This is a genomic window from Microbulbifer zhoushanensis, assembly GCF_021729055.1.
Lineage (GTDB): Bacteria > Pseudomonadota > Gammaproteobacteria > Pseudomonadales > Cellvibrionaceae > Microbulbifer > Microbulbifer zhoushanensis.
Genome location: NZ_JAJSAO010000004.1, coordinates 408,245 through 429,685, shown reverse-complemented (window position 1 = coordinate 429,685; position 21,441 = coordinate 408,245). Strand labels below are relative to the sequence as shown.

The window sequence follows — 21,441 nt, the reverse complement described above, 5'->3', positions numbered from 1 at the left end:
CGTGGCTCTCGGCAGGGTCTGGCATTGTAGCTGTGACACCTGACAGCGCAAGCGTCTGCCGGACCCTGTTGTACAAAAAATATTGTTGTACAGGCTGGGTTTTCACGCTATAAACCTTGTACACATTTAAAAAGTGTATAGGTAGATATGAATATCCAGCTGCTGACCCAGAAGATTCCCGTTGGCATCAGCCAGTGCGTGATGGGTGACCCGGTGCGGTATAACGCCGGGCACAAGCACAGCCGAGTCTGCACCCAGTTGCTGGGGCACTGTTTCGACTATGTGCCCCTGTGTCCCGAGGTGGCCATTGGGCTGGGGGTGCCGCGGGACCCCATCCGCCTGGTCAAGAGCGATCCCGCGCCGGATGCCGAAGTCCGCGTTATCGGGGTAGTGGACCCGGACCTGGATGTGACACAGCCCCTGCGGGACTATGCGGACAGTGTGGCGCCGGAGCTGCAGCGGGTGCGCGGCTATATCTTTATGCAGAACTCACCCAGCTGTGGCCTGAAAGGGGTGCGCCGCTACCTGCCCAACGGCCACGGGCACGATAGTGACGGCGTGGGGATGTTTGCCGCGCGAATACGCGAGTACTTCCCGCACCTGCCGATGGAGGAGACCGGGCGCCTCAACAACAGCGAGATACGCGAGAACTTCCTGACCCGGGTGTTCGCCTATGACGCCTGGTTCCGCTATGTGGAGGAAGACCCGCGGCCCGCCCGGATCATCGAGTTCTATACCGCCTACAAATACCTGCTGCTCGCCCACCACCAGGTGAAGACCCGCGAGCTGGGGCGCTTCATCGCCGACGCCAGGTCCCATGACGCCGAAACCTTTGCCTTCGAGGTGCGCGGCCGATTGATGGAAATCCTCGCCCACATGGCTACCCGCAAGGACCGCACCAACGCCCTGATGCACGTGCAGGGGCACCTGAAGGAATTCCTCAGCAGGGAAGAGAAGGCCGAGCTGACCCAGTTGATCGAGGATTACCGGCTGGGCCTGAAGCCGGTGTCGGCGGTGCTGACCCTGCTGCGCCACTACCTGCCGCGCAGCCCGCACCACTTTATCCACAGCCAGCTGCTGCTGGCGACCGAACCGGCCGAGATGGGCCTGTGTGATTTTCACTGAGGGCCCGGGCCCCAATGACCGAGAGCGGTACCAAGCCGATGAGTGTGACTGACGCCAATAAAACAGAAGTCCCCGGGACTGAATCCGGCGCACCGGCCGGCCAGCACGCGATGCTACCGATCCGCGATATCGCCCAGCGCACCGGGGTCAACCCGGTCACCCTGCGCGCCTGGGAGCGGCGCTACGGCCTGCTGGTACCCGCGCGCACCGGCAAGGGCCACAGGTTATACAGCGAGGCGGACGTGCAGCGGGTGCGGGAAATCCAGGCGTGGCTGGCACGCGGTGTTCCCATCGGCAAGGTGCGGCCATTACTGGAGCGGGGCGATGACGGCGAGCGAACCGCTGGCGAACAGGAACAGGGGGATACCTGGGCGCGTTCGGTGCAGGAAACTATCGATGTGGCATTGCGGTTCCAGCCCGCCGCCCTGCAGCAGCACCTGGAGCAGCTGCTGTCGGCTTATCCTCCGGCACTTTTACTGGATTGCTGGCTGGCGCCACTGCACCGCGACCTGAGCCGCCGTACCCGGTTCGGCAGCAGCGTGCTGCGGTCTTATTTCTGGGAGCAATTGAACGGGCAGCTTGCGTTGATGCTGCGCAGCGGCCAGCGCAACCTGTCCGGCCAGGCGGGGAGCGGGCGGCTGTTGCTGGTGAGTTTTCCCGGTGCCGAGCAGCAGGCTTTTGCCGCCCTGTTCGGGGCCGGCCTGCTGGCGGCGGGCATCGACATATTACACCTGGGGCCGGTAGACGAGATGCCGGAATTGCCTTACGCCGTGGAGAAGTTACAGGCGCGGGGCGTGATCTGTTTCAGCCATAACGCCCTGCCCATGGCGGCGTTTGGCAGTGGCGCGGAGCGCGCCCTGCGCAACATGCGCGCGCCGGTATGGTTTGCCGGCGGGATCGTCGAATTACAGAAGCGCGACCTCGTGCGGCTGGCGGAGGCGGGCAGGGGGCGCCTGTTGCCCGCCAGCGGCGCGCAGGCTATCGAAGAACTCCGGGAGGACCTGTCATGAGTGGCAAGGCAGCCTTCGAACGCGGCCTGGTGTGGCTGCGCAACGATCTCCGCGTGCACGACAATACCGCCCTGCATCGCGCGGCCGGGAGTTGCAGCGAAGTTGCGGCGATTTTTATCGCCTGCCCGAAAACCTGGCAGGGCCAGGATGAGGGCGATCCACTGGTTTCGTTTCGCATGGCCTGCCTGCGGGAAGTGCAGGAGGGCCTGGCCCAGCGCAATATACCGCTGTACTTCCTCGAGTTGCGGGAGTTTGGGCAGGTGCCGGCGGCATTGTCCCAGGTAGTGGAAAAACTGGGTGCCGATGCCCTGTTCGCCAATGCAGAGTACCCGCTCAACGAGCAGCGGCGTGACAATGCAGTGCGGGAGGCACTGAAGAAAATTAATGTGCCAGTGGAATACTGCACCGACCGCACCCTGGTGCCGCCGGGCTCGGTAACCACTGGCAGCGGCGAGGCCTACAAGGTCTTTACGCCGTTCAAGCGGGCGTTTATCAGCCAGTTCGGCGGCGACAGCTACCAGCCCCTGCCGGCGCCCCGCAAGCGCAGTGCGGATGTGGACTGGCCCGCCTGGCTCGAAGTGGAGGGCAGTAACAACCTGGTGCAGACGATTCCCGGGTCCCTGGAGGGATACCCGCTGGAAGTGGATAAACGCGGTACCGTAAAGGGCTGGCAACCGGGGGAGAAGGCGGCGATGCGCCGCCTGAAGTCGTTCAGTGAGATCATTGACGGCTATGAGGACGAGCGGGATTTCCCCGCGATTGACGCCACGTCGCGACTGTCCCCTTACCTGAACAGTGGTGCCATCTCGGTGCGCCAGTGTGCGCACATGGCGCTGGAGTGCAACAGGGATCGCTGGAGCGGCGGCAGCGATGGCATCGCCTGCTGGCTGGGGGAGTTGATCTGGCGCGAGTTCTACACCCACCTGGTGGCGGCCCATCCCCGCCTGTGCAAGCACAAGCCGTTCAAGCCCGAGACCGAGGGAGTCGAGTGGTCCGGGGATGAAGTGTCGTTCCGCCGCTGGACCCTCGGCAAGACCGGTGTGCCGATTGTGGATGCGGCCATGCGCCAGCTGGAGCAGACCGGCTGGATGCACAATCGCCTGCGCATGGTGGTGGCGTCCTTCCTGACCAAGAACCTGCTGATCGACTGGCGCTGGGGCGAGCGCTATTTCATGAACAAGCTGGTGGATGCGGATTTTGCCTCGAATAACGGGGGCTGGCAGTGGGCGGCCTCCACGGGTACCGACGCCGCTCCTTACTTCCGTGTGTTCAATCCATATAGCCAGTCAAAGAAATTTGATCGGGACGGGGACTTTATCCGCCGTTTTGTGCCGGAATTGCAGAGTGTGCGCGGCGATGAAATCCATTGCCCGCCACGTATGTCGGACTACCCGCCGCCGATCTGCGATGTAAAGGAAACCCGCAAGCGGGCGATCGAGGCCTTTGCAGACCTGAAATGAACCACCGGCGGCGAACGGCCGGCAAACTGCCGTGGATTAACAGGAATTGATCGCGCCGTCCCGGGATTGTGGCGAGGCGTGTCTATACTTGGCCCATCGCGACCACCGCCAACATAACAGCGCAAAGGCGTGCGGCACATGTAAGCCCGCGTACAAGCAAAGGAGTGCGACATGGGATTCACCGCGAAATCCATCAGCCTGGCCGTGGCACTGGCAGCAGCATCGGCCAGCTTTGCCGACGAGAATGTCACCGAGGACCTCTACAGTAATTTTTATGTCTTCGGTGACAGCCTGTCCGACAGCGGCAATGCCGGCATATTTACCAGCCCCGACCCGGGTGGGGAAACTCCGCGCCAGCCGGCCATCAGCTTTACCGCCCAGCGCTTCGGCCTTCCCATGCTGACGCCGTCCTGTTTCGGCCTGGGGCCGGATTTCGGTGGCGCCATTCCCTGTGCGCCGGCCCCGGGCACGCCGGCAGAGCAGGTGGCACAGATCTCGCAATCTCTGCTGGCCAACGGTAATAACTGGGCAGTGGGCGGTAACCGGGCCGCCGATGTGTTGCTCGACGTGGTGGGTCCGCAGCGCTTTCTCGAGCTGTTTCCCGATACCACCGTCGCCGACCACAACAGCCTGACTACCATCCTGCCGGATTCCACCCGCTGCGGCCCCGACGGCATCTGCGATCCTGCCGCCGGTGAGAGCCCCTACCTGCCTCCGGCGGAGGTGGCAGCCGCCGTGGCCGCGTTTGGTGACCCGGTGGCACTACAGGCGCTGGTAGACGATCCCGGCAATGGTATCGGGCTGACCGGTGTCCCCAACGCCAGTGGGCAGGGGTTCCTGCAGCGCAACAGTATCGATTCCCATGCGCTCTATTACCTGAACGGGGGTGGCAACGACATCATTGCCGGCACCCTGGCCGGAACCATCAGCCCGGAAAGTATGGAGCGGGCGGCCAGGTTTCTCACTTTCGCGGTCGCCGAGCTGAGCACGGCGGGAGCGGACTATGTGGTGGTATCGAACGTACCGCGGGTGGGTAATACGCCGCTGATGAATGATATCGGCCCGGGTGCGGTGAGTACTGCCAATATCGGCACGTCGCTGTATAACGAGGCGCTGCGTTCGCAGTTGGTGCTGCTGGGGGCCAATGTGCTGATCCTCGATTCTGCTGGGCTTGCCGCGCTGGCACTGGACAGGCCGGGATTGTTTGGCTTTGCCGATATCGACCAGGCTGCCACCTGTTATATGGCGGGTGCCTGTGCCAACCCGGACCCGGTGTTCAGTGAAAACGGCAGTGCGCCCAATGCGGACCGCCTGTATTTCAACGATGGCGTGCACCCGACCCTGGCAGCGCAGGAAGTGCTCGGTGATTATTATTATTCGGTACTGAGCGCACCGGTGGGCTTCGGCTTACTGCCCGACCTGGGTTACCAGAATTACCGCACGCACCAGACCAATATCGACCATCACCTGGTGGCCCAGCGTTTCCGCGAGCCCACCACCACCATTTTCTTCGGCGGTGCGTGGCAGCGGACCGAGCTGGGCGGCGGACCGGCCCAGTATTACGACGACAGCGCCTGGAATGGCCTGTTTGGCTTCAGCTTCAATGCCGCCGAGAATTTCGAGTGGTCCCTGTCGCTTTCCTATGGCAGCACCGAGTACACGCCGGACAACCTGTGGCTGGAGGCGGACAACCTGAATTTCAGCTGGTTTGCCCGCTGGAACGACGAGCGCTGGTTTGTTGATGGTGGCTTCACCTACAGTGATATCGATTATGACGAAGTGGATCGCCGTATCCACCTGGGCCAGTCGTTCCGGACCCGGGTCCAGGCGGGCACCGAGGGTGATGCCTCCGGTGTGTTCCTGCGCGGCGGTTACGATACCGCTCCGGCACTGCCCTGCCAGCTGGGCCCGTTCGTATCGGTGGAGTGGACCGAGGTAGAGGTCGACCGCTTCCGCGAGCGCACCGATCCAGATCTCCGCTATGTCAGCAGTGTCACCGGCGAGACCCTCGACCCGATCGGGCTCAAGGTGAAGGGCCAGGACCGGGAATACCTGCGCTACCGTGCTGGCTTTTTCTACAACGCGCCGGAAAATGCCGAATGGCGCTGGTTCGGGGAAGTCTGGGTGGAAGGCAATGACGGTGACGATACCGCCGATGTCCGCGTCGGTCTCAAGTCGATTCGTGGCAACAGTGCGTACCTGAGGGCCTATGACAGCGACGGGCGCGGTTTCTTCCAGAACGGCGCCGGTGCCATGGTGGGGCTGAATGTCACCGAAAAACTGCAGGTGAGCGGCAATATCATGCTGCGCCCGGAGGATGAGATCGGTGGCCTGAACATCAATTACCGCTTCTGAGGCTGCAGTCAGAGGGTGGGTATCCGCTTGACCAGGAACGGAGTACGGTCACCGAATTTTCTGCGGCAAAGGCGCCCAAAATGGCGCGGGAATGCGAAAAGCACCGCGCTTTAGCGCCATCGATTACCCGCCCGGTTGTTAACGTAGAAGTATCGATAACAACCGGACAGGAACGATGTACAAGCCACATTTCAGTAACGCCAGCGAGCGACTCAACCAGGCGGATGCCAATGTCTGGGCGGTCAGTGACCGGGCCCACGAACTGGCCGACAAAGGCGAGGACGTGATATTCCTGTGTGTGGGCGACCCCAACTTCGATACCCCGGAGCCGATCCTCGATTACACCCGCGCGCGCCTGGGTGTCGGCCGTACCCACTATTCCCCCGATGCCGGCGAGCCGATGCTGCGAAGTGCCATCGCCGCGATCGAGAGCAAGGTGTCGCCGCACCCGTGCAGCCCGGACGATGTGGTGGTGTTCCCCGGTGGTACCAACGCCATTTACGCCGTGCTCGCCTGCCTGCTGAACCCCGGCGAGAAAGTGCTGATCCCGGAGCCGATGTATATCGGCTATGTGCCCATCTGCAACGCACTGGGCCTGGAGATGCAGAAAGTCGCCTGCCCGGCGGAGGACAACTTCGCCTTTGACGTGGAGGCGATCAAGGCGGCGATCACCGACGACATCCGCGTGGTGATGATCAATACCCCGGTGAATCCCACCGGCGCCATGGCCACCCCGGAGCAGCTGCGCGAGCTGGCCGCCTACTGCCGCGAGCGCGATATCTGGCTGATCAGCGACGAGATGTACTCGATGATCACCTTTGCCCGCCGTCATACCTCCCTGCGCACCGCCGCCGAGGAGCTGGACAACGTGGTAGTGATTGACGGCCTGAGCAAGTCCCACGCCATGAGTGGCTGGCGCCTTGGCTGGGCGGTGGCCAGGGGCGAGCTGACCGAGCGGCTGGCCCAGTTCGCCGGCGCCACCATCTTCGGTTGCCCCCAGTTTATCCAGGAGGCGGCGGCCTTTGCGCTGGAGTTCGACTCCTATTTCGTCAGCCAGATGCGCGATGCCTACCAGCAGCGCCGTGACCTGATTGTCGAGCGGATTGCCGGGATCCCGGGGCTCAGCTGTGCCACGCCGGACGCCGGCATGTTCGTGATGGTGGATGTGTCGAAGGTGGCGGAATCCGGCGAGGCCTTTGCCGAGGCGCTGCTGGACGCGGAGCACGTGTCGGTCCTGCCGGGTGCGCCGTTCGGCGCCAGTGCGGTGAACCACGTGCGCCTGACCCTGGCCGCCGATGACGGGGACCTGCGCCGCGCGCTGGACCGTATCGAGCGCTTCGTCACCAGTGGTAACCGCCAGGCGGGTTGATTGAGGCGGCGGGCCAGTGGCCCGCCCGACCCGATGTTTCGGCCCGGCACGAATGCCGGTATCCTTGGCCCCTCCGTGGTAGAAGATCAACAACACCGTGAAAATCGACCGGCATAACCTGAAAATCCTGCAGGCACTGCAGACCAACGCGCGTATCAGCAACCTGAACCTGAGTGAAGAGATCGGCCTGTCCGAGAGCGCCTGCCTGGCGCGGGTCAAGCGGCTCACCAGTGAGCGCTACATCCGCGAGTTCCTCGCGGAGGTCAACCTGGACAAGGTCCGCCACGCAGAGTTCTACGTCAATGTGGCCCTGAAACGCCAGGATGCCCGCACCAGCGAGAGCTTCCGGCGCGCCATCAACGATATCCCGCAGATCGTTTCCTGCGTGAAGATGTCGGGAGAGTTCGATTACATGCTGCGCTTTATCTGCCCGGACGCGGCGGACTTCAACCGGGTGTCCGAGCAGTTGCTGGCCAACGAGGATGCGGCCATTTCGCGCATGACCTCGCACCTGGTGATCGAGAAGACCAAGCCGTTCAAGGGTTACCCCCTGGAACTGTTGTTCCAGGACTGATCTGTCCCTTTCCGGGCCGGCGATGGCCGGCCCCCGCCCCGGTTCAGACCAGCATCATTGCCAGGGTGCGATCCACCAGCCACCAGGCTGCCAGGCCGCCCACCACATAGGAAACCGGGGTCGCCACCAGTGCGCTGGCGGGCGCACTGGTCCGGGCCTCCCACAGTTGCACCGATGGCAACCGCCGGCCCAGCCAGTACAACGCGGCCAGCGCGCCAATAAAGGCCAGTTGCCCCGCCTCCACGCCGATATTGAACACTGCCAGCGACAGCGGGATCGCGTGCCCGGGTACGCCAATTTCCGCCAGCGCCCCGGCGAATCCCAGCCCGTGTAGCAGCCCGAAGGCAAAAGCCACCAGCCAGGGTCGCTGGATCGCGATGGTCGAGCGGCCGCGCTGTTTCTGCAGAATCTCGCTGGCGACAAACACGATGCTGAGGGCAATGATCGCCTCCACCGGCGCCTGCGGCACGGCGACCCAGCCGAGCACTGCGGCGGCCAGGGTCAGGCTGTGGGCAAGGGTGAAAGCTGTGATGGTGATCACCAGTTGCCGCCAGCCACTGACCAGCAGCACCAGTGCCAGCACAAACAGCAGGTGGTCGATACCCAGCAGGATATGCTCCACACCCAGCACGAAATAGGTCGCGGCAACCTGGGCGCCACTGGCCCTGGTATCCACCACCATTCCGGTTTTGTCCGGTAACAGGCGCGCCACCTGTTCGCGCCCGTCCTGCCACTGGATGCGCACCAGTGCGTCGGTCATGGTCTGGCTCAGCCCATCAATGGATACCTGTGCACCGGCCAGTTTTTCCGGGTGGCGGATATCCCAGGACTCGGTGTAGAAGCCATTGGCGAAGCTGGCGCGCGGTGTGCCGGTGGGCACCACGCTGTCGTCGAAGCGCGCGTTGATGGCCAGCCGCAGGTCGCCGCGGGCCGGTACCCGCCAGGTTACCCTGAAGGACTCTTCCGCGGTCTGCCGGACCTGCAGGTAGGCCGGGCGCAGTTCGTGGGAGCTGGCCTGGAATGACAGCAGCAGGGCCAGGAGGGCAAAGATCATTGTAATCTGGAGCAGCGACAGGCGATTCATTGCATGGCCACCCCGTCAGTTTCGCGCCCCGGGAATTCGTCGATACGCACCCTGTAGGCCGTGCGATAATTTTCGTACTGCGCTTCGAGTACCTGTTGCTTTTCGCTGCGCTGCCAGTCGCGCAGAACCTCTGCACGCACCTCGTCAAAACCTGCCACCCGCCGGGGCTGGCGGGCCTCGATAAAAACCAGGTGCAGCCCGTACGCTGACTCCACCGGACCGCTCCACTGCCCCCGGGGCAGGTCGAGCAGCTTCGCGGCAAATCCCCCGCCGAAAACCCGCTCCAGCCGCTCGCTGCTCTCGTCACGGTAGTGGGCCTGCAGCAGGCTGCTGTCACCCAGCTCCGCCTCCGGTACCCCTTCCCCGAGCAGTGCCCGGGCGGTCTCGACAGCCGATTCCGGGTTTTCGTGGGCCGCGCGGTCGAAATAGACCTGCCGGAAACTCATGCGTGCCGGCCTCCGGTATTGTTCGGCATTGGCGGCGTGGAAATCCCGCAGGGTTTTTTCGCCGGGATCGACGGCATCGACCAGGTCCCGGGCCAGGAACTCCATCTTCATGCGCAGGCGCCGCCTGATGACCGTGTCATCCCTGTCCAGGCCCAGGTTCATTGCCTCGCGGTAAAGCACTTCCTCGCGGATAAAGTTTTCCACGAGGTCATGTAGTTCCTGCTCAGAGGGCGGGCGCTGCCAGCGCCGCTCGAACACGGCGGCGAGATGATCGATACGGTCGCGGCTTACGACGATTTCATCCAAACTTTCATCTCTATCCGTAAATACAGCGTTGATGCCGAACAGCAGCGCCCCGATCAGGGCAAAGTGCACCAGCGGTTCACGCAAGTACGAATTACGCATACTGACGTCCTTTCCATTATTGTTGGGCCTGTAGTTCCCGGGGCTGTTAGAGCCGGGGTCATGCCAGTCGGGGGGAGGAGATGCGGGGCGCCTGCCACGGCTCCCCCACGGCGATTGCAATGACGCTCGATCGGATAGTAGTCCGGAGTGCTTCCGGTCGTGGCCGCCTGGCAGGTAAAACCGCATCCGGTACGCAAATTTCATCGACAGGGGCGGAAAGCTGGCCCGTCGGGGAGTGTGGGGCCAGACTTCAAGGGTCTTATGGGCGAACCGCTTGTAAAGGAGGCAGGCAGTGAGAAACAGCGGAACGATTTACCTGATTCTGAATGCGTTGGTGTTCGCGATCATCGGTGTGATGGCCTTTGCCAATCCAGCGGCTTTTGCCAAGACGATCGACTTTGCGTTGCTGGCACCCTCGGCCATGCCGGAGTTCCTGGCCACATTTGGCGGGCTGATGCTGGCGATCGCCGCAGCGATCGCGTTGGCCCTGGTGTTCCGGCGCCATCGACCCACCGCATTCCTCCTGCTGGCAATGGCCTATGCCGGGTTTGGTGGCGGGCGCCTGGTGGGCATGCTGGCCCACAGTGGTTTTGACTGGCGCAATGGGTTGTTCTTTGCCACCGAGGTGCTGCTAATACTGTGGGGCGTTGCCTGTTACCTTCACGGGCGTGACAAGCGCCCCCAGGCTTCCTGAAACAAAAATGCGTGGCACCGGACGCCCTGTAACGGGTGCCGGGCCACGCGAGCTTGCGGACTTCATTGCCGATCAGCCGCAATCCGGTGTCAGGCGGTCACCTGCAAATCTTCTCTCCCGTCGTCATCGCCGTTATTCCCGGCAGCGGCACGGCGGAACTCGTCCTTGTAGTTCTTAAACTCGGTGCCCATCCAGCGGTCCCACCAGGTGAAGTAGAAGCCGTAGTTGCCCTGGAATTTCTGGTGATGCAGGTCGTGATGCGTAGTGGTGGTCATAAAGTCCAGCGGGCCATCGACCCAGCTGCGCGGATGGAATTCGCAGCCGGCGTGCAGCATCGCGTTGCGAAAGATCATTACGAAAATAAACGCCAGCCACACCAGCACATGCAGGGGCATCAGGGTCAGGATCAGGGGGGAGAAGACCGCCATCAGCACACCCTCGCCCACCGAAAAACTGTAGGCCGCCCATGGCGTGGGGGTGCGGGACAGGTGGTGTACCCGATGGAAGTGCCGGAACAGGCGGGGATGATGCATGGCCCGGTGGGTCCAGTAGAAGTAGGCATCGTGGACCAGGATGACCACCGGCAGGCTCAGGACAGCCCACCACAATGGATAGTCCCCCCACTCCCAGTAGAGCTTCACCAGCCCCCAGTCGCGCAGCACGCTGGTGATGATGCCCACGGTGGCAAAAATCCCCAGGGTCAGCATGGAGAAGCTGACTTCCCGGCGGATATCCCGCCAGCGGGCACGGCGCTTCTGGATCCGCCGGCGCTCCATCCAGCCCCGGAACAGCCAGCTGACGGACAGGCTCACTGCGGTAGCAGCCATCAGGTAGCGAAACAGGTCAGTCCTGAAATGCGACAGCCATGCCTGGGCCATCTCCGCGAGAAACGCCACTTCCATAGGTTCACCTGCTTATTCTTCTTCCGATGTTTTTTATGGTGGCCGCAGGGCCGGACACAAGGTCCGCCCCCACAGTGAATCAGGGAAGAGTCTGGCGGAAAGTGCGGGTGGACGCTTACGGAAAACGAAAAAACAGCTGACGGATTCCGGAATTATGCCGATTCAGGCGGGCAGCCTTTCGCGTCGGTACTCGGTGGGTGTCTGCTGGTGGCGGCGCTTGAAAGCGGCATTGAAGGGGCTCAGGGAGCGATAGCCAATATCCAGCGCGATGGTCAGCACCGGCAGGTGGGCCTGCCCCGGATCCGCCAGCCGGGTGCTGGCCTCGTCGATACGGTACTGGTTCAGGAATTCGTTGAAGTTGCGGTAGCCCAGGTGGCGGTTGATCAGGGCGCGCAGGATATGTTCGCGGGCCCCCAGTTCCTCCGCCAGTTCGCGGATGGTGAGGCCGGTGCGGCGGTAGCCGCCGGCCTGCATGTGGGCCTCGAGCTTTCCTGCCAGTTGCCGCTGGCTGTCATCCATGGGCGACGGGGGGCGGGGCGTGGCCTCGGTGGTAACCGCTTCCTCATTGTCCCTGGGCAGGGATTCCGCCAGTGCACCGGGGGCCGGGGCCAGCAGCCAGAGGCATGCTGACAGCGACAGCAGGCTGGCCAGCACTGCATGCAGGGCCGGGATGCCGGCGGGGGCGGGCCGGTAGGTGAACAGGAATTCGGCCATGACAACCAGCAGCATATAGCCGCCGACAGCGATCATCAGGACCAGCCGCAGGTTGCGGCGGGCTTCCACCAGATCCGACTGGTAGTGGCGCAGCAGCGTAATCACCCCGGCGGACAGCAGCCCCAGCTTGAGCGGCTGGGCAAGAATATAGGTGGCATTATCCAGCGCCTGCCAGTTGTCGCGGAGCAGGCTGCTACTGGACAGGCTGTTGATCACCACGTCGAGGCCGATGAGCGCCCAGCCCCAGCGCGGGAAAGGGTCACAGTCGTGGCAGAGGGTGTGGGCGAACAGCCAGAAAGCACCGGGTACCAGGATCGACGGGAATACCACCAGGAAATCCAGTGGCGGCGGTGCTTCGGGAAGGGCGTGGCGCAGCAGGTAGAAAAATACGCCGGTGATCACCAGCAGCAGCCAGCGTGCGGCGTCGAGTCCCCGGTAATGGGTTGCCAGCTTGGCGGCGGCCAGTAGCAGCAGGCTGCAGGCGGCGCCGGTGAAGAAGATGAACGCGGTACTCACTGCCTGTCCCCTGTACCCGTGCCGCAGACTGCCATCAGCGCCAGCGCTCCGCCCAGGCGTCCAGTACCTTGCTGCTGTAGGTGTGTCGGCCGTAACTGCCGTTGTAGTAGGCCAGGGCGTTGGCCAGGTTGCCCCTGGCCTTGCCGATATAGTGCTTGAGGATGGTACAGCCGTAGCGCAGGTTGGTGTCCATATCGATCAGGTTGTCCGTGGGGCTGCCGATTTCGTTCTTCCAGAACGGCATCACCTGCATCATGCCCTGGGCACCCACGCGGGACACCGCGTAGGGGTTGAAGGCGCTCTCGATCTGGATCACCGCCAGGACGATCTCGGGGCTGAGCCCGGCCAGGGTGGCTTCCCGGTGGATCGCCTTGAGCACGTGCATACGTTCATCCGGGTCCTTGATGTAGCGCGCCAGCGGCTGGGACTTGGCCATCAGCCATACCTCCGCGTCAAAGCGGTCGGCAAAGCTGTCGGCCTGCCCGATGGCATTGCGCAGCGCTGCACGCTCCTCCGGCGCCAGCTCGGGGATGCGCACCTGGGCATTGGCGCCGGCGGTAAACAGCATGAGCAGCAGTGCAATAAGGCTTGTTCTTATCATGGCAACCGATTTTACGAGAAGGTGCGGGGAAAGGGCAGGGGGTAGTTCATGGTGACACGGCCGGGGCCGGTTGTGGGGGCGCGCGATCGGGAGCCAGCCGGCTCCCGACCCCTATCGTAGAGCGGTTAACCGCCCAGTTTTTCCAGCAGGACTTCGACCAGCTGGGACTCGGCGAAGTCCTGGCTCTCCGCGTCGCGGCGGCCCTTGTATTCCACTACGCCTTTCTCCAGGCCGCGGTCACCCACCACAATGCGGTGCGGAATGCCCATCAGTTCGACGTCGGCCAGCATGGCCCCCAGGCGCGCCTTGGGTTCGTCCATCAGCAGTACATCGACGCCGGCCTCGCGCAGGGTCTCGTAGAGGTGGTCGCACTTCTCCCGTACCAGCTCGCTCTTGTGCATGTTGATGGGCACGATGGCCAGCTGGAAGGGTGCGATGGCCTCCGGCCAGATGATGCCGGCATCATCGTGGTTCTGCTCGATGGCGGCAGCGACGATGCGCGAAACGCCGATACCGTAACAGCCCATGGCCATGGTCTGCTCCTTGCCGTTCTCATCCAGCACGGTGGCGTTCATTGCACGGCTGTACTTGTCGCCCAGCTGGAAGATGTGGCCAACCTCGATACCACGTTTGATTTCCAGGGTCCCCTTACCATCAGGGCTGGCATCGCCGGCCACCACGTTGCGCAGGTCCTCGACCCGCGCCAGCTGCACATCCCGTTCCCAGTTGACGCCGGTCAGGTGGTAATCGTCGCGGTTGGCGCCGCAGGTGAAGTCGGCCAGGTGCGCGGCGGTGCGGTCCACGATAACCTCGATTCCCAGGCCCACCGGTCCCAGTGAGCCGATACCGCAGCCCAGCTCGGCGCTGATACGCTCCTCGGGCGCGAACTGCAGCGGGCTGGCGACTCCGGCCAGCTTTTCCGCCTTGAGCTCGTTCAGTTCGTGGTCGCCGCGCAGTACCAGGGCCACCAGGGGGGCGGTTTCGCCCTCTTCTGCCTCCCCCAGTACGATCAGGGTCTTGACCGATTGGGACGGCTCGCTACCCAGGAACTGGCTCACCGCGTCGATGGTTTTCTGGCCCGGGGTGTGTACCTCGGCCATGTCGGCCGCGGGTGCCGGGCGCTCGCCAGCCGGGGCCACGGCTTCGGCCAGCTCCACGTTGGCGGCGTAGCGACTGTCGGTGGCGAAGGCAATGTCGTCTTCTCCGCTCTCGGCCAGTACGTGGAACTCATGCGAGCTGGAGCCGCCGATGGCGCCGGTGTCCGCCAGTACCGGGCGGTAGTCCAGGCCGATGCGATCAAAGATGCGGCAGTAGGCGCCGTGCATGATGTCGTAGGTCTCCTGCAGCGAGTCGGCACCCAGGTGGAAGGAGTAGGCATCCTTCATGGTGAACTCGCGCGCCCGCATCACGCCGAAGCGCGGGCGGATTTCGTCGCGGAACTTGGTCTGTACCTGGTAGAAATTGGCCGGCAGCTGCTTGTAGCTGCTGATCTCGTTGCGGATCAGGTCGGTGATCACTTCCTCGTGGGTGGGACCCAGGCAGAAGGGGTTGTGATGGCGGTCCTCGACCCGCAGCAGTTCCGGCCCGTACTGTTGCCAGCGACCGGATTCCTCCCACAGTTCGGCCGGCTGGACCACTGGCATCAGCACCTCCAGGGCGCCGGCGCGGTCCATTTCCTCGCGCACAATACGCTCCACCTTGCGCAGCACGCGCAGTCCGGTGGGCAGCCAGGTATACAGTCCCGAGGACAGGCGACGGATCATGCCCGCGCGCAGCATCAGCTGGTGGCTGATGACCACAGCGTCATTCGGGGTTTCTTTCTGGGTGGCGATCAGGTAGCGGGATGCGCGCATAAATCGAGTCTTGTCCGGTTGGTTTTACTGGTAATTGGGTCTGGCTTTCTGGGCGGGTATTTTACGCCGGGGCGGGCTGGGGATGGTAGGGGCGCGCGGGGGCAGTTTTCCCTGCCGGGCCGGGGCCCCAGACAGAAAACCCCGCCGGGGGCGGGGTCTGGCGTCCGGAATCGGCGGGTATTCTTACTCGGCCATTTCCTTCAGCTTCTTCAGCGGGCGTACCTTGACGGTAGTGCTGGCGGGCTTGGCCTTGAATACGGTCTCTTCGCCTGTGAACGGGTTGATACCCTTGCGGGCCTTCTTGGCCGGCTTCTTCACGGTGGTGATCTTCATCAGGCCGGGCAGGGCGAATTCACCCACCGCGCGCTTCTTGATGTGACCCTCGATGATGTCGGACAACTCGTCCAGTACAGACTGGACCTGCTTGCGGGTCAGCTCGGTGTTCTCGGAGATCTGGTTCAGGATCTGGGTCTTGGTGTACTTTTCCTTGATCGCAGTAACCTTCTTGGCCTTCGGGGCGGCTTTCTTGGCCGGAGCCTTCTTAGCCGCGGTTTTCTTCGCTGCGGTCTTCTTAGCGGGTGCTTTCTTGGCTGATGCTTTGCGTGCGGCCATGAGTAGCTTCCTTTTGAGTTGTGTTTTTCCGATAAAAATGTGTTCGTACAGCGTGGTACTGCCCCGAAGTATATATAGTTTTTTTTCACGCGCACGGGGTTGAGCGGGAAAAATAGTGCTTTTTTTCACGATTTTGGCCCCCGGACTGCTGCGCCGTGCTCATTTTGGTGGGCATTGCACCCTGCGGGGGCGGCTGCGGTGGAGCGGCCTCTGCCTGCTTCTTCCCTCGCGGGGCGTCATGTATAATCTGCGCCCCTTAATGTATCGGGTACTGAATCCATGCCGATCTATGAATATCAGTGCAGTGCCTGCGGTCACCAGATGGAGGCCCTGCAGCGTATCAGTGATGCGCCCCTGACCGACTGCCCCGAGTGCAAACAGGCCGAGCTTCGCAAGAAGATCTCGGCCGCCGGCTTCCGTCTCAAGGGCGGCGGCTGGTACGAGACCGACTTCAAGACCGGGAACAAGAAGAACCTGGCCGGGGATGCGGCCAAGCCCAGGGCGGACAAGCCCGCCGGGGACAAGGCCAAGGCCAGCTGACCGGGACCGGGCCGGAGCCAATCGGGCGGCACCTGCCGCCCAGCCAATCACTATCGACAACGGGAATTGTATTCATGCGCAGCGACTACTGTGGCGCCCTTCGTTCTGCGGACATCGACCGCGAAGTTACCCTGTGCGGCTGGGTGGACCGCCGCCGCGATCACGGCGGTGTGATCTTCATCGACCTGCGCGACCGCGACGGTATCGCGCAGGTGGTGTTTGACCCGGACGCGGCGGAGTACTTCGAGCTGGCCGACCGGGTGCGCAGTGAGTACGTCCTCAAGGTTACCGGACGTGTTCGTGCCCGTGCGCCCGAGGCGGTTAACCCGAATATGGCCACCGGCGAGATCGAGGTCTACGGCACTGCCCTGGAGATCCTCAATACGGCGGAGACTGTCCCGTTCCAGCTCGACGAGCACACCGATGTCGGTGAAGACGTGCGTCTCAAGTACCGCTACCTGGACCTGCGTCGCCGCGAGATGCAGCACAACCTGCGCTTCCGCTCCAGGCTGACCACGGCCATCCGCAATTACCTCGATGGCGAGGGCTTCCTGGATATCGAGACCCCGATCCTGACCCGCGCGACGCCGGAGGGGGCTCGTGACTACCTGGTGCCGAGCCGCACCCACGACGGCAAGTTCTTCGCCCTGCCGCAGTCGCCGCAGCTGTTCAAGCAGCTGCTGATGGTGTCCGGCTTCGATCGCTATTACCAGATTGCGAAGTGTTTCCGCGATGAAGACCTGCGGGCGGATCGCCAGCCGGAATTTACCCAGATCGATATCGAGACCGCCTTCCTCGACGAAGACGCCATCATGGCGATTACCGAGGCCATGGTGCGCAGCCTGTTCAGCGAACTGAAAGGTGTCGAGCTGGGTGACTTCCCGCGCATGAGCTATTACGAGGCCATGCTGCGCTTCGGTTCCGACAAGCCGGACCTGCGTATCCCGCTGGAGATGGTGGAGATCAAGGACCTGATGACCGAGGTGGAGTTCAAGGTCTTCTCCGGCCCGGCCAATGACCCCAAGGGTCGCGTGGCGGCGCTGAAGGTTCCGGGCGGCAACGACAAGCTGACCCGTAAGCAGATCGATGATTACGGCAAGTTTGTGGGTATTTACGGGGCCAAGGGCCTGGCCTACATCAAGGTCAACGACAAGGATGACCTCGAGGGCGGCCTCCAGTCACCGATTACCAAGTTCCTGCCCATCGAGACCCGCGCGGCGATCCTGGAGCGCATGCAGGCCGAAAACGGCGACCTGATTTTCTTTGGTGCCGACAAGGCCAAGGTCGTCTCCGAGGCACTGGGCGCCCTGCGCTGCAAGCTGGGCGAGGACCTGGACCTGTACACCGCCGAGTGGGCACCGCTCTGGGTAGTGGACTTCCCCATGTTCGAGGAGGAGGACGACGGCAGCCTGACCTCGCTGCACCACCCGTTTACCGCTCCCTCCTGTTCACCGGAAGAGCTGGAAAAGAACCCGCTGGAAGCGCTGTCGCGGGCCTACGACATGGTCCTGAACGGCACCGAGCTGGGTGGTGGCTCGATCCGCATCCACAACCAGGACATGCAGCAGGCGGTGTTCCGTACGCTGGGGATCGACGAGCGCGAGCAGCGCGAGAAGTTCGGCTTCCTGCTCGACGCGCTCAAGTACGGCGCGCCGCCCCACGGTGGCCTGGCCTTCGGCCTCGATCGCCTGGTGATGCTGATGACCGACAGCGACTCAATCCGCGATGTGATCGCCTTCCCGAAAACCCAGAGCGCGGCCTGTGTCATGACCGATGCCCCGGGCACCGTGGATTCGCGGCAGCTGCGCGAGCTGAATATCCGCCTGCGCCAGAAGAAGGAAGAGCAGGTCAGTTAACAGTTGCGTCCCCTGCCGGCGCTGGCCGGCAACCAGTGCCATCCGGGTCCCGGCTGGCACCGGGGTGACGACAGGTTTGCAAAAGCCACGACGGAGAATTACCGGAGAGAGTAATGGCTGGACACAGTAAATGGGCCAATATCAAGCACCGCAAGGCGGCCCAGGATGCCAAGCGCGGCAAAGTTTTCACCAAGATCATTCGCGAGCTGACCGTCGCTGCGAAGAGCGGTCCCAACCCGGATGACAACCCGGCCCTGCGCGCTGCTGTCGACAAGGCGCTGGGTGCCAACATGAAAAAGGACACCATCGACAAGGCGATTGCGCGCGGCGCGGGCAATGCCGAGGGTGATAACTACGAGGCGGTGACCTACGAGGGCTACGGTGTCGGCGGTGTTGCGGTCCTGGTGGAGTGCCTGACCGATAACCGCAACCGCACCGTTGCCGAGGTTCGCCATGCCTTTACCAAGCGCGGCGGTAACCTGGGAACCGATGGTTCGGTAGCCTATCTCTTCACCCGCAAGGGCCAGATGTATTACGAGCCCGGCACCGATGAGGATGCCCTGATGGAGGCGGCCCTGGAGGCCGGGGCCGAGGACATCGAGACCAACGATGACGGCAGTATCGAGCTCACCACCGAGTTCCAGGACTACATGCCGGTAAAAGACGCACTGACTGAGGCGGGCTTCAAGCCGGACGGTGCCGAAATAGCCATGATCCCGTCCACCACCATCCCGCTGGAAAAGGATGGTGCGGAAAAGGTGCTGGCACTGGTGGATATGCTGGAAGACCTGGATGACGTGCAGAACGTCTATACCAATGCCGATATCCCCGAAGAGGTCATGGCCGAGCTCGGCTGACCCGGGAGGGTGGGCCGCCCGGCCCGCCCTGCCTCCCTTGACGCCTCCCGCCCGCCTTGGGACACTTCTTACCTTTCGCCATTACTATATAAACATACAGGAAGGCGCCCTTTGACCCGAATCCTGGGGATCGATCCCGGCTCGCGCAAGACCGGATACGGCCTGATCGACGTGGAGCGCGGCAAGGCCCGCTATGTGGCCAGTGGTGTGATCCGCCTGCCCGACGCGGAGCTGCCCGAGCGCCTCAAGCTGATCTTCGATGCCGTGAGCCAGATCGCCGGCCAATACCAGCCGGCGCAGATGGCGATCGAGAACGTATTCATGTCCAAGAGCGCAGGCTCCGCGCTGAAGCTGGGCCAGGCCCGCGGCGCCGCCATCGTGGCGGCCACCCACGCCGACCTGCCGGTGGCGGAATACGAGGCGCGCAAGGTCAAGCAGGCCATCGTCGGCAGTGGCGCGGCGGACAAGCTGCAGGTGCAGCATATGGTGAAGACCCTGTTATCCCTGCCGGCCGCGCCGCAGGAGGACGCCGCCGATGCCCTGGCCGTGGCGCTGTGCCATATGCACACCATGCAGACCCTGGTGCATACCGCGGGCAGTGGCCGGGGCCGCTTCCGACGCGGTCGTCTCACGGTTTCCTAGCGGGCGGTGGCAGCCGGGAAGGTTGCACGGGAACATATATAAAGAAGTAAAACCACACAGAGAACCGGATAACGATGATCGGAAGACTGAGCGGCAGCCTCGCCGCAGTACAGCCGCCGCACCTGCTGGTGGATGTGCAGGGGGTGGGCTATGAAGTGCTGGCCCCGATGACCACCATTTTTGAACTGCCGCCGGCAGGGCAGCCGGTGGTGCTGCATACCCACCTGGCGGTGTCCGAGACTGCGCAGCAGCTGTACGGCTTTATCCGTGAGGCGGACCGCGCACTGTTCCGTACCCTGATCAAGGTCAATGGCGTCGGCCCCAAGATGGCGCTGGCGATCCTGTCCGGCCTCGACGGCGCTGCGCTGTCGCGCTGCGTGTCGGAGGATAACGTGGCGGCGCTGGTGAAGGTGCCCGGTGTGGGCAAGAAAACCGCCGAGCGCCTGATCATCGAGCTGCGCGACAAACTCGCGCCGCAGTTCGGTGACAGCAACGATATCCCGCTGATGGCCACTGCGGCGGAGCCGAAAGTCGACCATGCCGGGGAGGCGGAAAGCGCCCTGGCGGCACTGGGTTACAAGCCCACCGAGGCCACGAAGATGGTGGCGCGGGCGACGAAGGAGCAGCCCGATGCAGACAGTGCCACCCTGATTCGTCTGGCCCTCAAGAGCATGGTGCCGGCATGAACGGTGTCTGGCCAGCTAATGGTGTCGTAGGGGCGGGCATCGTGGCCGCCCGTCCGGAATTGGGCGAGCACGAGGTTCGCCCTTGCGGTTGTGATTATGCTGGCGGAGGAAGCCATGATCGAAGCTGACCGACTGATTGCGCCCGAGCCCATTGGCCCCTCCGGCCAGGAAGATCAGCACGATCGCGCCGTGCGGCCCAAGAGTCTCGCCGATTATGTGGGCCAGCCGGTGGTGCGCGAGCAGATGGAGATCTTTATCCAGGCTGCCCGCCTGCGCGGCGATGCCCTGGACCACACGCTGGTGTTCGGCCCGCCGGGGCTGGGCAAGACCACGCTGGCCAATATCATCGCCACGGAAATGGGTGTCGCCATCAAGACCACCTCGGGACCGGTGCTGGAGAAGGCCGGCGACCTGGCAGCACTAATGACCAATCTGGAGCCGGGTGACGTCCTCTTTATCGATGAAATCCACCGCCTCAGCCCGCACGTGGAGGAGGTGCTATACCCGGCTATGGAGGACTACCAGCTCGATATCATGATCGGTGAGGGGCCGGCCGCGCGCTCCATCAAGCTGGACCTGCCTCCATTTACCCTGGTCGGCGCGACCACCCGTGCGGGCCTGCTGACCTCGCCGCTGCGCGACCGTTTCGGCATTGTGCAGCGGCTGGAGTTCTACAGCGTCGAGGACCTCACCCGCATTGTCAGCCGCTCCGCCCGCCTGATGGGCGTGGAGATGGACGAGGGCGGGGCGCTAGAGGTGGCGCGGCGTGCCCGCGGCACCCCGCGGATTGCAAATCGCCTGCTGCGGCGGGTGCGGGATTTTGCCGAGGTGAAGGGCGATGGTGTGGTGGATGCGGATATTGCCGACCGGGCGCTGAATATGCTCAACGTGGATGTGCGCGGTTTCGACCAGCTGGACCGGCGCGTGCTGCTCACCATGATGGAGAAGTTCGACGGTGGCCCGGTGGGTGTCGACAGTCTCGCCGCGGCTGTCAGCGAGGAGCGTGATACCATCGAGGATGTGCTGGAGCCGTACCTGATCCAGCAGGGGTACCTCACCCGCACCCCGCGCGGCCGGATGGTCACGGCCCTGGCCTACGAGCATTTCGGCATACCCAAACCGGACCGGATGGGCTGACCG

At 63.4% G+C, this 21,441-nt stretch carries 20 protein-coding genes; 13 read left to right on the top strand and 7 right to left on the bottom strand.

Annotated elements, in window-relative coordinates; genetic code table 11:
* Nucleotides 1-147: 147 nt before the first annotated feature.
* The 6 genes from LVD10_RS10475 (at nucleotide 148) to LVD10_RS10450 (ending at nucleotide 7,893) form a co-directional block, all read left to right on the top strand.
* Nucleotides 148-1,125: a YbgA family protein gene (locus LVD10_RS10475; protein WP_237063558.1), complete on the top strand. Its 978-nt coding sequence runs from the start codon at nucleotides 148-150 to the stop codon at nucleotides 1,123-1,125.
* A gap of 14 nt (nucleotides 1,126-1,139) precedes the next feature.
* A complete protein-coding gene (locus tag LVD10_RS18000) occupies nucleotides 1,140-2,135 on the top strand; it encodes a MerR family transcriptional regulator (protein WP_305080385.1) in 996 nt (331 codons plus the stop codon).
* A complete protein-coding gene (phrB, locus tag LVD10_RS10465; RefSeq protein ID WP_232941080.1) occupies nucleotides 2,132-3,595 on the top strand; it encodes a deoxyribodipyrimidine photo-lyase in 1,464 nt (487 codons plus the stop codon). The genes LVD10_RS18000 and phrB overlap by 4 nt, the downstream gene beginning before the upstream one ends.
* 171 nt (nucleotides 3,596-3,766) lie before the next feature.
* Nucleotides 3,767-5,950 carry an autotransporter outer membrane beta-barrel domain-containing protein gene (locus LVD10_RS10460; protein WP_237063556.1) on the top strand — a complete coding sequence of 728 codons (2,184 nt, stop codon included), beginning with the start codon at nucleotides 3,767-3,769 and terminating at the stop codon, nucleotides 5,948-5,950.
* Between the two features lie 175 nt (nucleotides 5,951-6,125).
* Nucleotides 6,126-7,319, top strand: coding sequence for a pyridoxal phosphate-dependent aminotransferase (locus LVD10_RS10455; protein WP_232941082.1), 1,194 nt, complete (start codon nucleotides 6,126-6,128; stop codon nucleotides 7,317-7,319).
* A gap of 97 nt (nucleotides 7,320-7,416) precedes the next feature.
* A complete protein-coding gene (locus LVD10_RS10450) occupies nucleotides 7,417-7,893 on the top strand; it encodes an Lrp/AsnC family transcriptional regulator (RefSeq protein ID WP_232941083.1) in 477 nt (158 codons plus the stop codon).
* A 43-nt stretch (nucleotides 7,894-7,936) separates the two neighbouring features.
* Here LVD10_RS10450 and LVD10_RS10445 read toward each other — a convergent pair whose 3' ends face one another.
* Both LVD10_RS10445 and LVD10_RS10440 read right to left on the bottom strand, forming a co-directional pair.
* Nucleotides 7,937-8,977 (bottom strand): HupE/UreJ family protein, encoded by a 1,041-nt coding sequence (locus LVD10_RS10445; protein WP_232941084.1) that lies wholly within the window; start codon nucleotides 8,975-8,977, stop codon nucleotides 7,937-7,939.
* Complete coding sequence (locus LVD10_RS10440) at nucleotides 8,974-9,828, bottom strand: peptidylprolyl isomerase (RefSeq protein ID WP_232941086.1); 855 nt, start codon at nucleotides 9,826-9,828, stop codon at nucleotides 8,974-8,976. Before LVD10_RS10440 ends, LVD10_RS10445 begins: the two co-directional genes overlap by 4 nt.
* Before the next feature lie 292 nt (nucleotides 9,829-10,120).
* Between LVD10_RS10440 and LVD10_RS10435 the strand changes: the two genes are divergently transcribed.
* Nucleotides 10,121-10,522, top strand: coding sequence for a DUF4345 family protein (locus LVD10_RS10435; protein ID WP_232941088.1), 402 nt, complete (start codon nucleotides 10,121-10,123; stop codon nucleotides 10,520-10,522).
* Between the two features lie 89 nt (nucleotides 10,523-10,611).
* On the opposite strand, the gene LVD10_RS10430 is transcribed toward LVD10_RS10435, so the two are convergent.
* The 5 genes from LVD10_RS10430 to LVD10_RS10410 all read right to left on the bottom strand — a co-directional run bounded on the left by LVD10_RS10430 (nucleotide 10,612) and on the right by LVD10_RS10410 (nucleotide 15,720).
* Nucleotides 10,612-11,424 carry a sterol desaturase family protein gene (locus tag LVD10_RS10430; protein WP_232941089.1) on the bottom strand — a complete coding sequence of 271 codons (813 nt, stop codon included), beginning with the start codon at nucleotides 11,422-11,424 and terminating at the stop codon, nucleotides 10,612-10,614.
* A 162-nt stretch (nucleotides 11,425-11,586) separates the two neighbouring features.
* Nucleotides 11,587-12,654: a helix-turn-helix transcriptional regulator gene (locus tag LVD10_RS10425; RefSeq protein ID WP_232941090.1), complete on the bottom strand. Its 1,068-nt coding sequence runs from the start codon at nucleotides 12,652-12,654 to the stop codon at nucleotides 11,587-11,589.
* A gap of 34 nt (nucleotides 12,655-12,688) precedes the next feature.
* Nucleotides 12,689-13,255, bottom strand: a complete 567-nt coding sequence (locus LVD10_RS10420) for a lytic transglycosylase domain-containing protein (protein ID WP_232941091.1) — start codon at nucleotides 13,253-13,255, stop codon at nucleotides 12,689-12,691.
* A 125-nt stretch (nucleotides 13,256-13,380) separates the two neighbouring features.
* Nucleotides 13,381-15,108, bottom strand: coding sequence for a proline--tRNA ligase (locus LVD10_RS10415; protein WP_237063554.1), 1,728 nt, complete (start codon nucleotides 15,106-15,108; stop codon nucleotides 13,381-13,383).
* 183 nt (nucleotides 15,109-15,291) lie between these two features.
* On the bottom strand, nucleotides 15,292-15,720 hold the full coding sequence (locus LVD10_RS10410) for an HU family DNA-binding protein (protein WP_232941094.1): 429 nt from the start codon (nucleotides 15,718-15,720) through the stop codon (nucleotides 15,292-15,294).
* Nucleotides 15,721-15,999: 279 nt separating this feature from the next.
* Between LVD10_RS10410 and LVD10_RS10405 the strand changes: the two genes are divergently transcribed.
* The 6 genes from LVD10_RS10405 to ruvB all read left to right on the top strand — a co-directional run bounded on the left by LVD10_RS10405 (nucleotide 16,000) and on the right by ruvB (nucleotide 21,438).
* Entirely contained in the window at nucleotides 16,000-16,260 is a 261-nt protein-coding gene (locus LVD10_RS10405; protein ID WP_232941095.1) for an FmdB family zinc ribbon protein, read from the top strand.
* A gap of 74 nt (nucleotides 16,261-16,334) precedes the next feature.
* Nucleotides 16,335-18,116 (top strand): aspartate--tRNA ligase, encoded by a 1,782-nt coding sequence (aspS, locus tag LVD10_RS10400; protein WP_237063552.1) that lies wholly within the window; start codon nucleotides 16,335-16,337, stop codon nucleotides 18,114-18,116.
* Between the two features lie 113 nt (nucleotides 18,117-18,229).
* Nucleotides 18,230-18,973, top strand: a complete 744-nt coding sequence (locus LVD10_RS10395) for a YebC/PmpR family DNA-binding transcriptional regulator (protein WP_232941098.1) — start codon at nucleotides 18,230-18,232, stop codon at nucleotides 18,971-18,973.
* A 111-nt stretch (nucleotides 18,974-19,084) separates the two neighbouring features.
* Nucleotides 19,085-19,615, top strand: coding sequence for a crossover junction endodeoxyribonuclease RuvC (gene ruvC / locus LVD10_RS10390; RefSeq protein WP_232941100.1), 531 nt, complete (start codon nucleotides 19,085-19,087; stop codon nucleotides 19,613-19,615).
* 74 nt (nucleotides 19,616-19,689) lie between these two features.
* On the top strand, nucleotides 19,690-20,301 hold the full coding sequence (gene ruvA / locus LVD10_RS10385; protein ID WP_232941102.1) for a Holliday junction branch migration protein RuvA: 612 nt from the start codon (nucleotides 19,690-19,692) through the stop codon (nucleotides 20,299-20,301).
* A 114-nt stretch (nucleotides 20,302-20,415) separates the two neighbouring features.
* On the top strand, nucleotides 20,416-21,438 hold the full coding sequence (ruvB, locus tag LVD10_RS10380; RefSeq protein ID WP_232941103.1) for a Holliday junction branch migration DNA helicase RuvB: 1,023 nt from the start codon (nucleotides 20,416-20,418) through the stop codon (nucleotides 21,436-21,438).
* Nucleotides 21,439-21,441 lie beyond the last annotated feature (3 nt).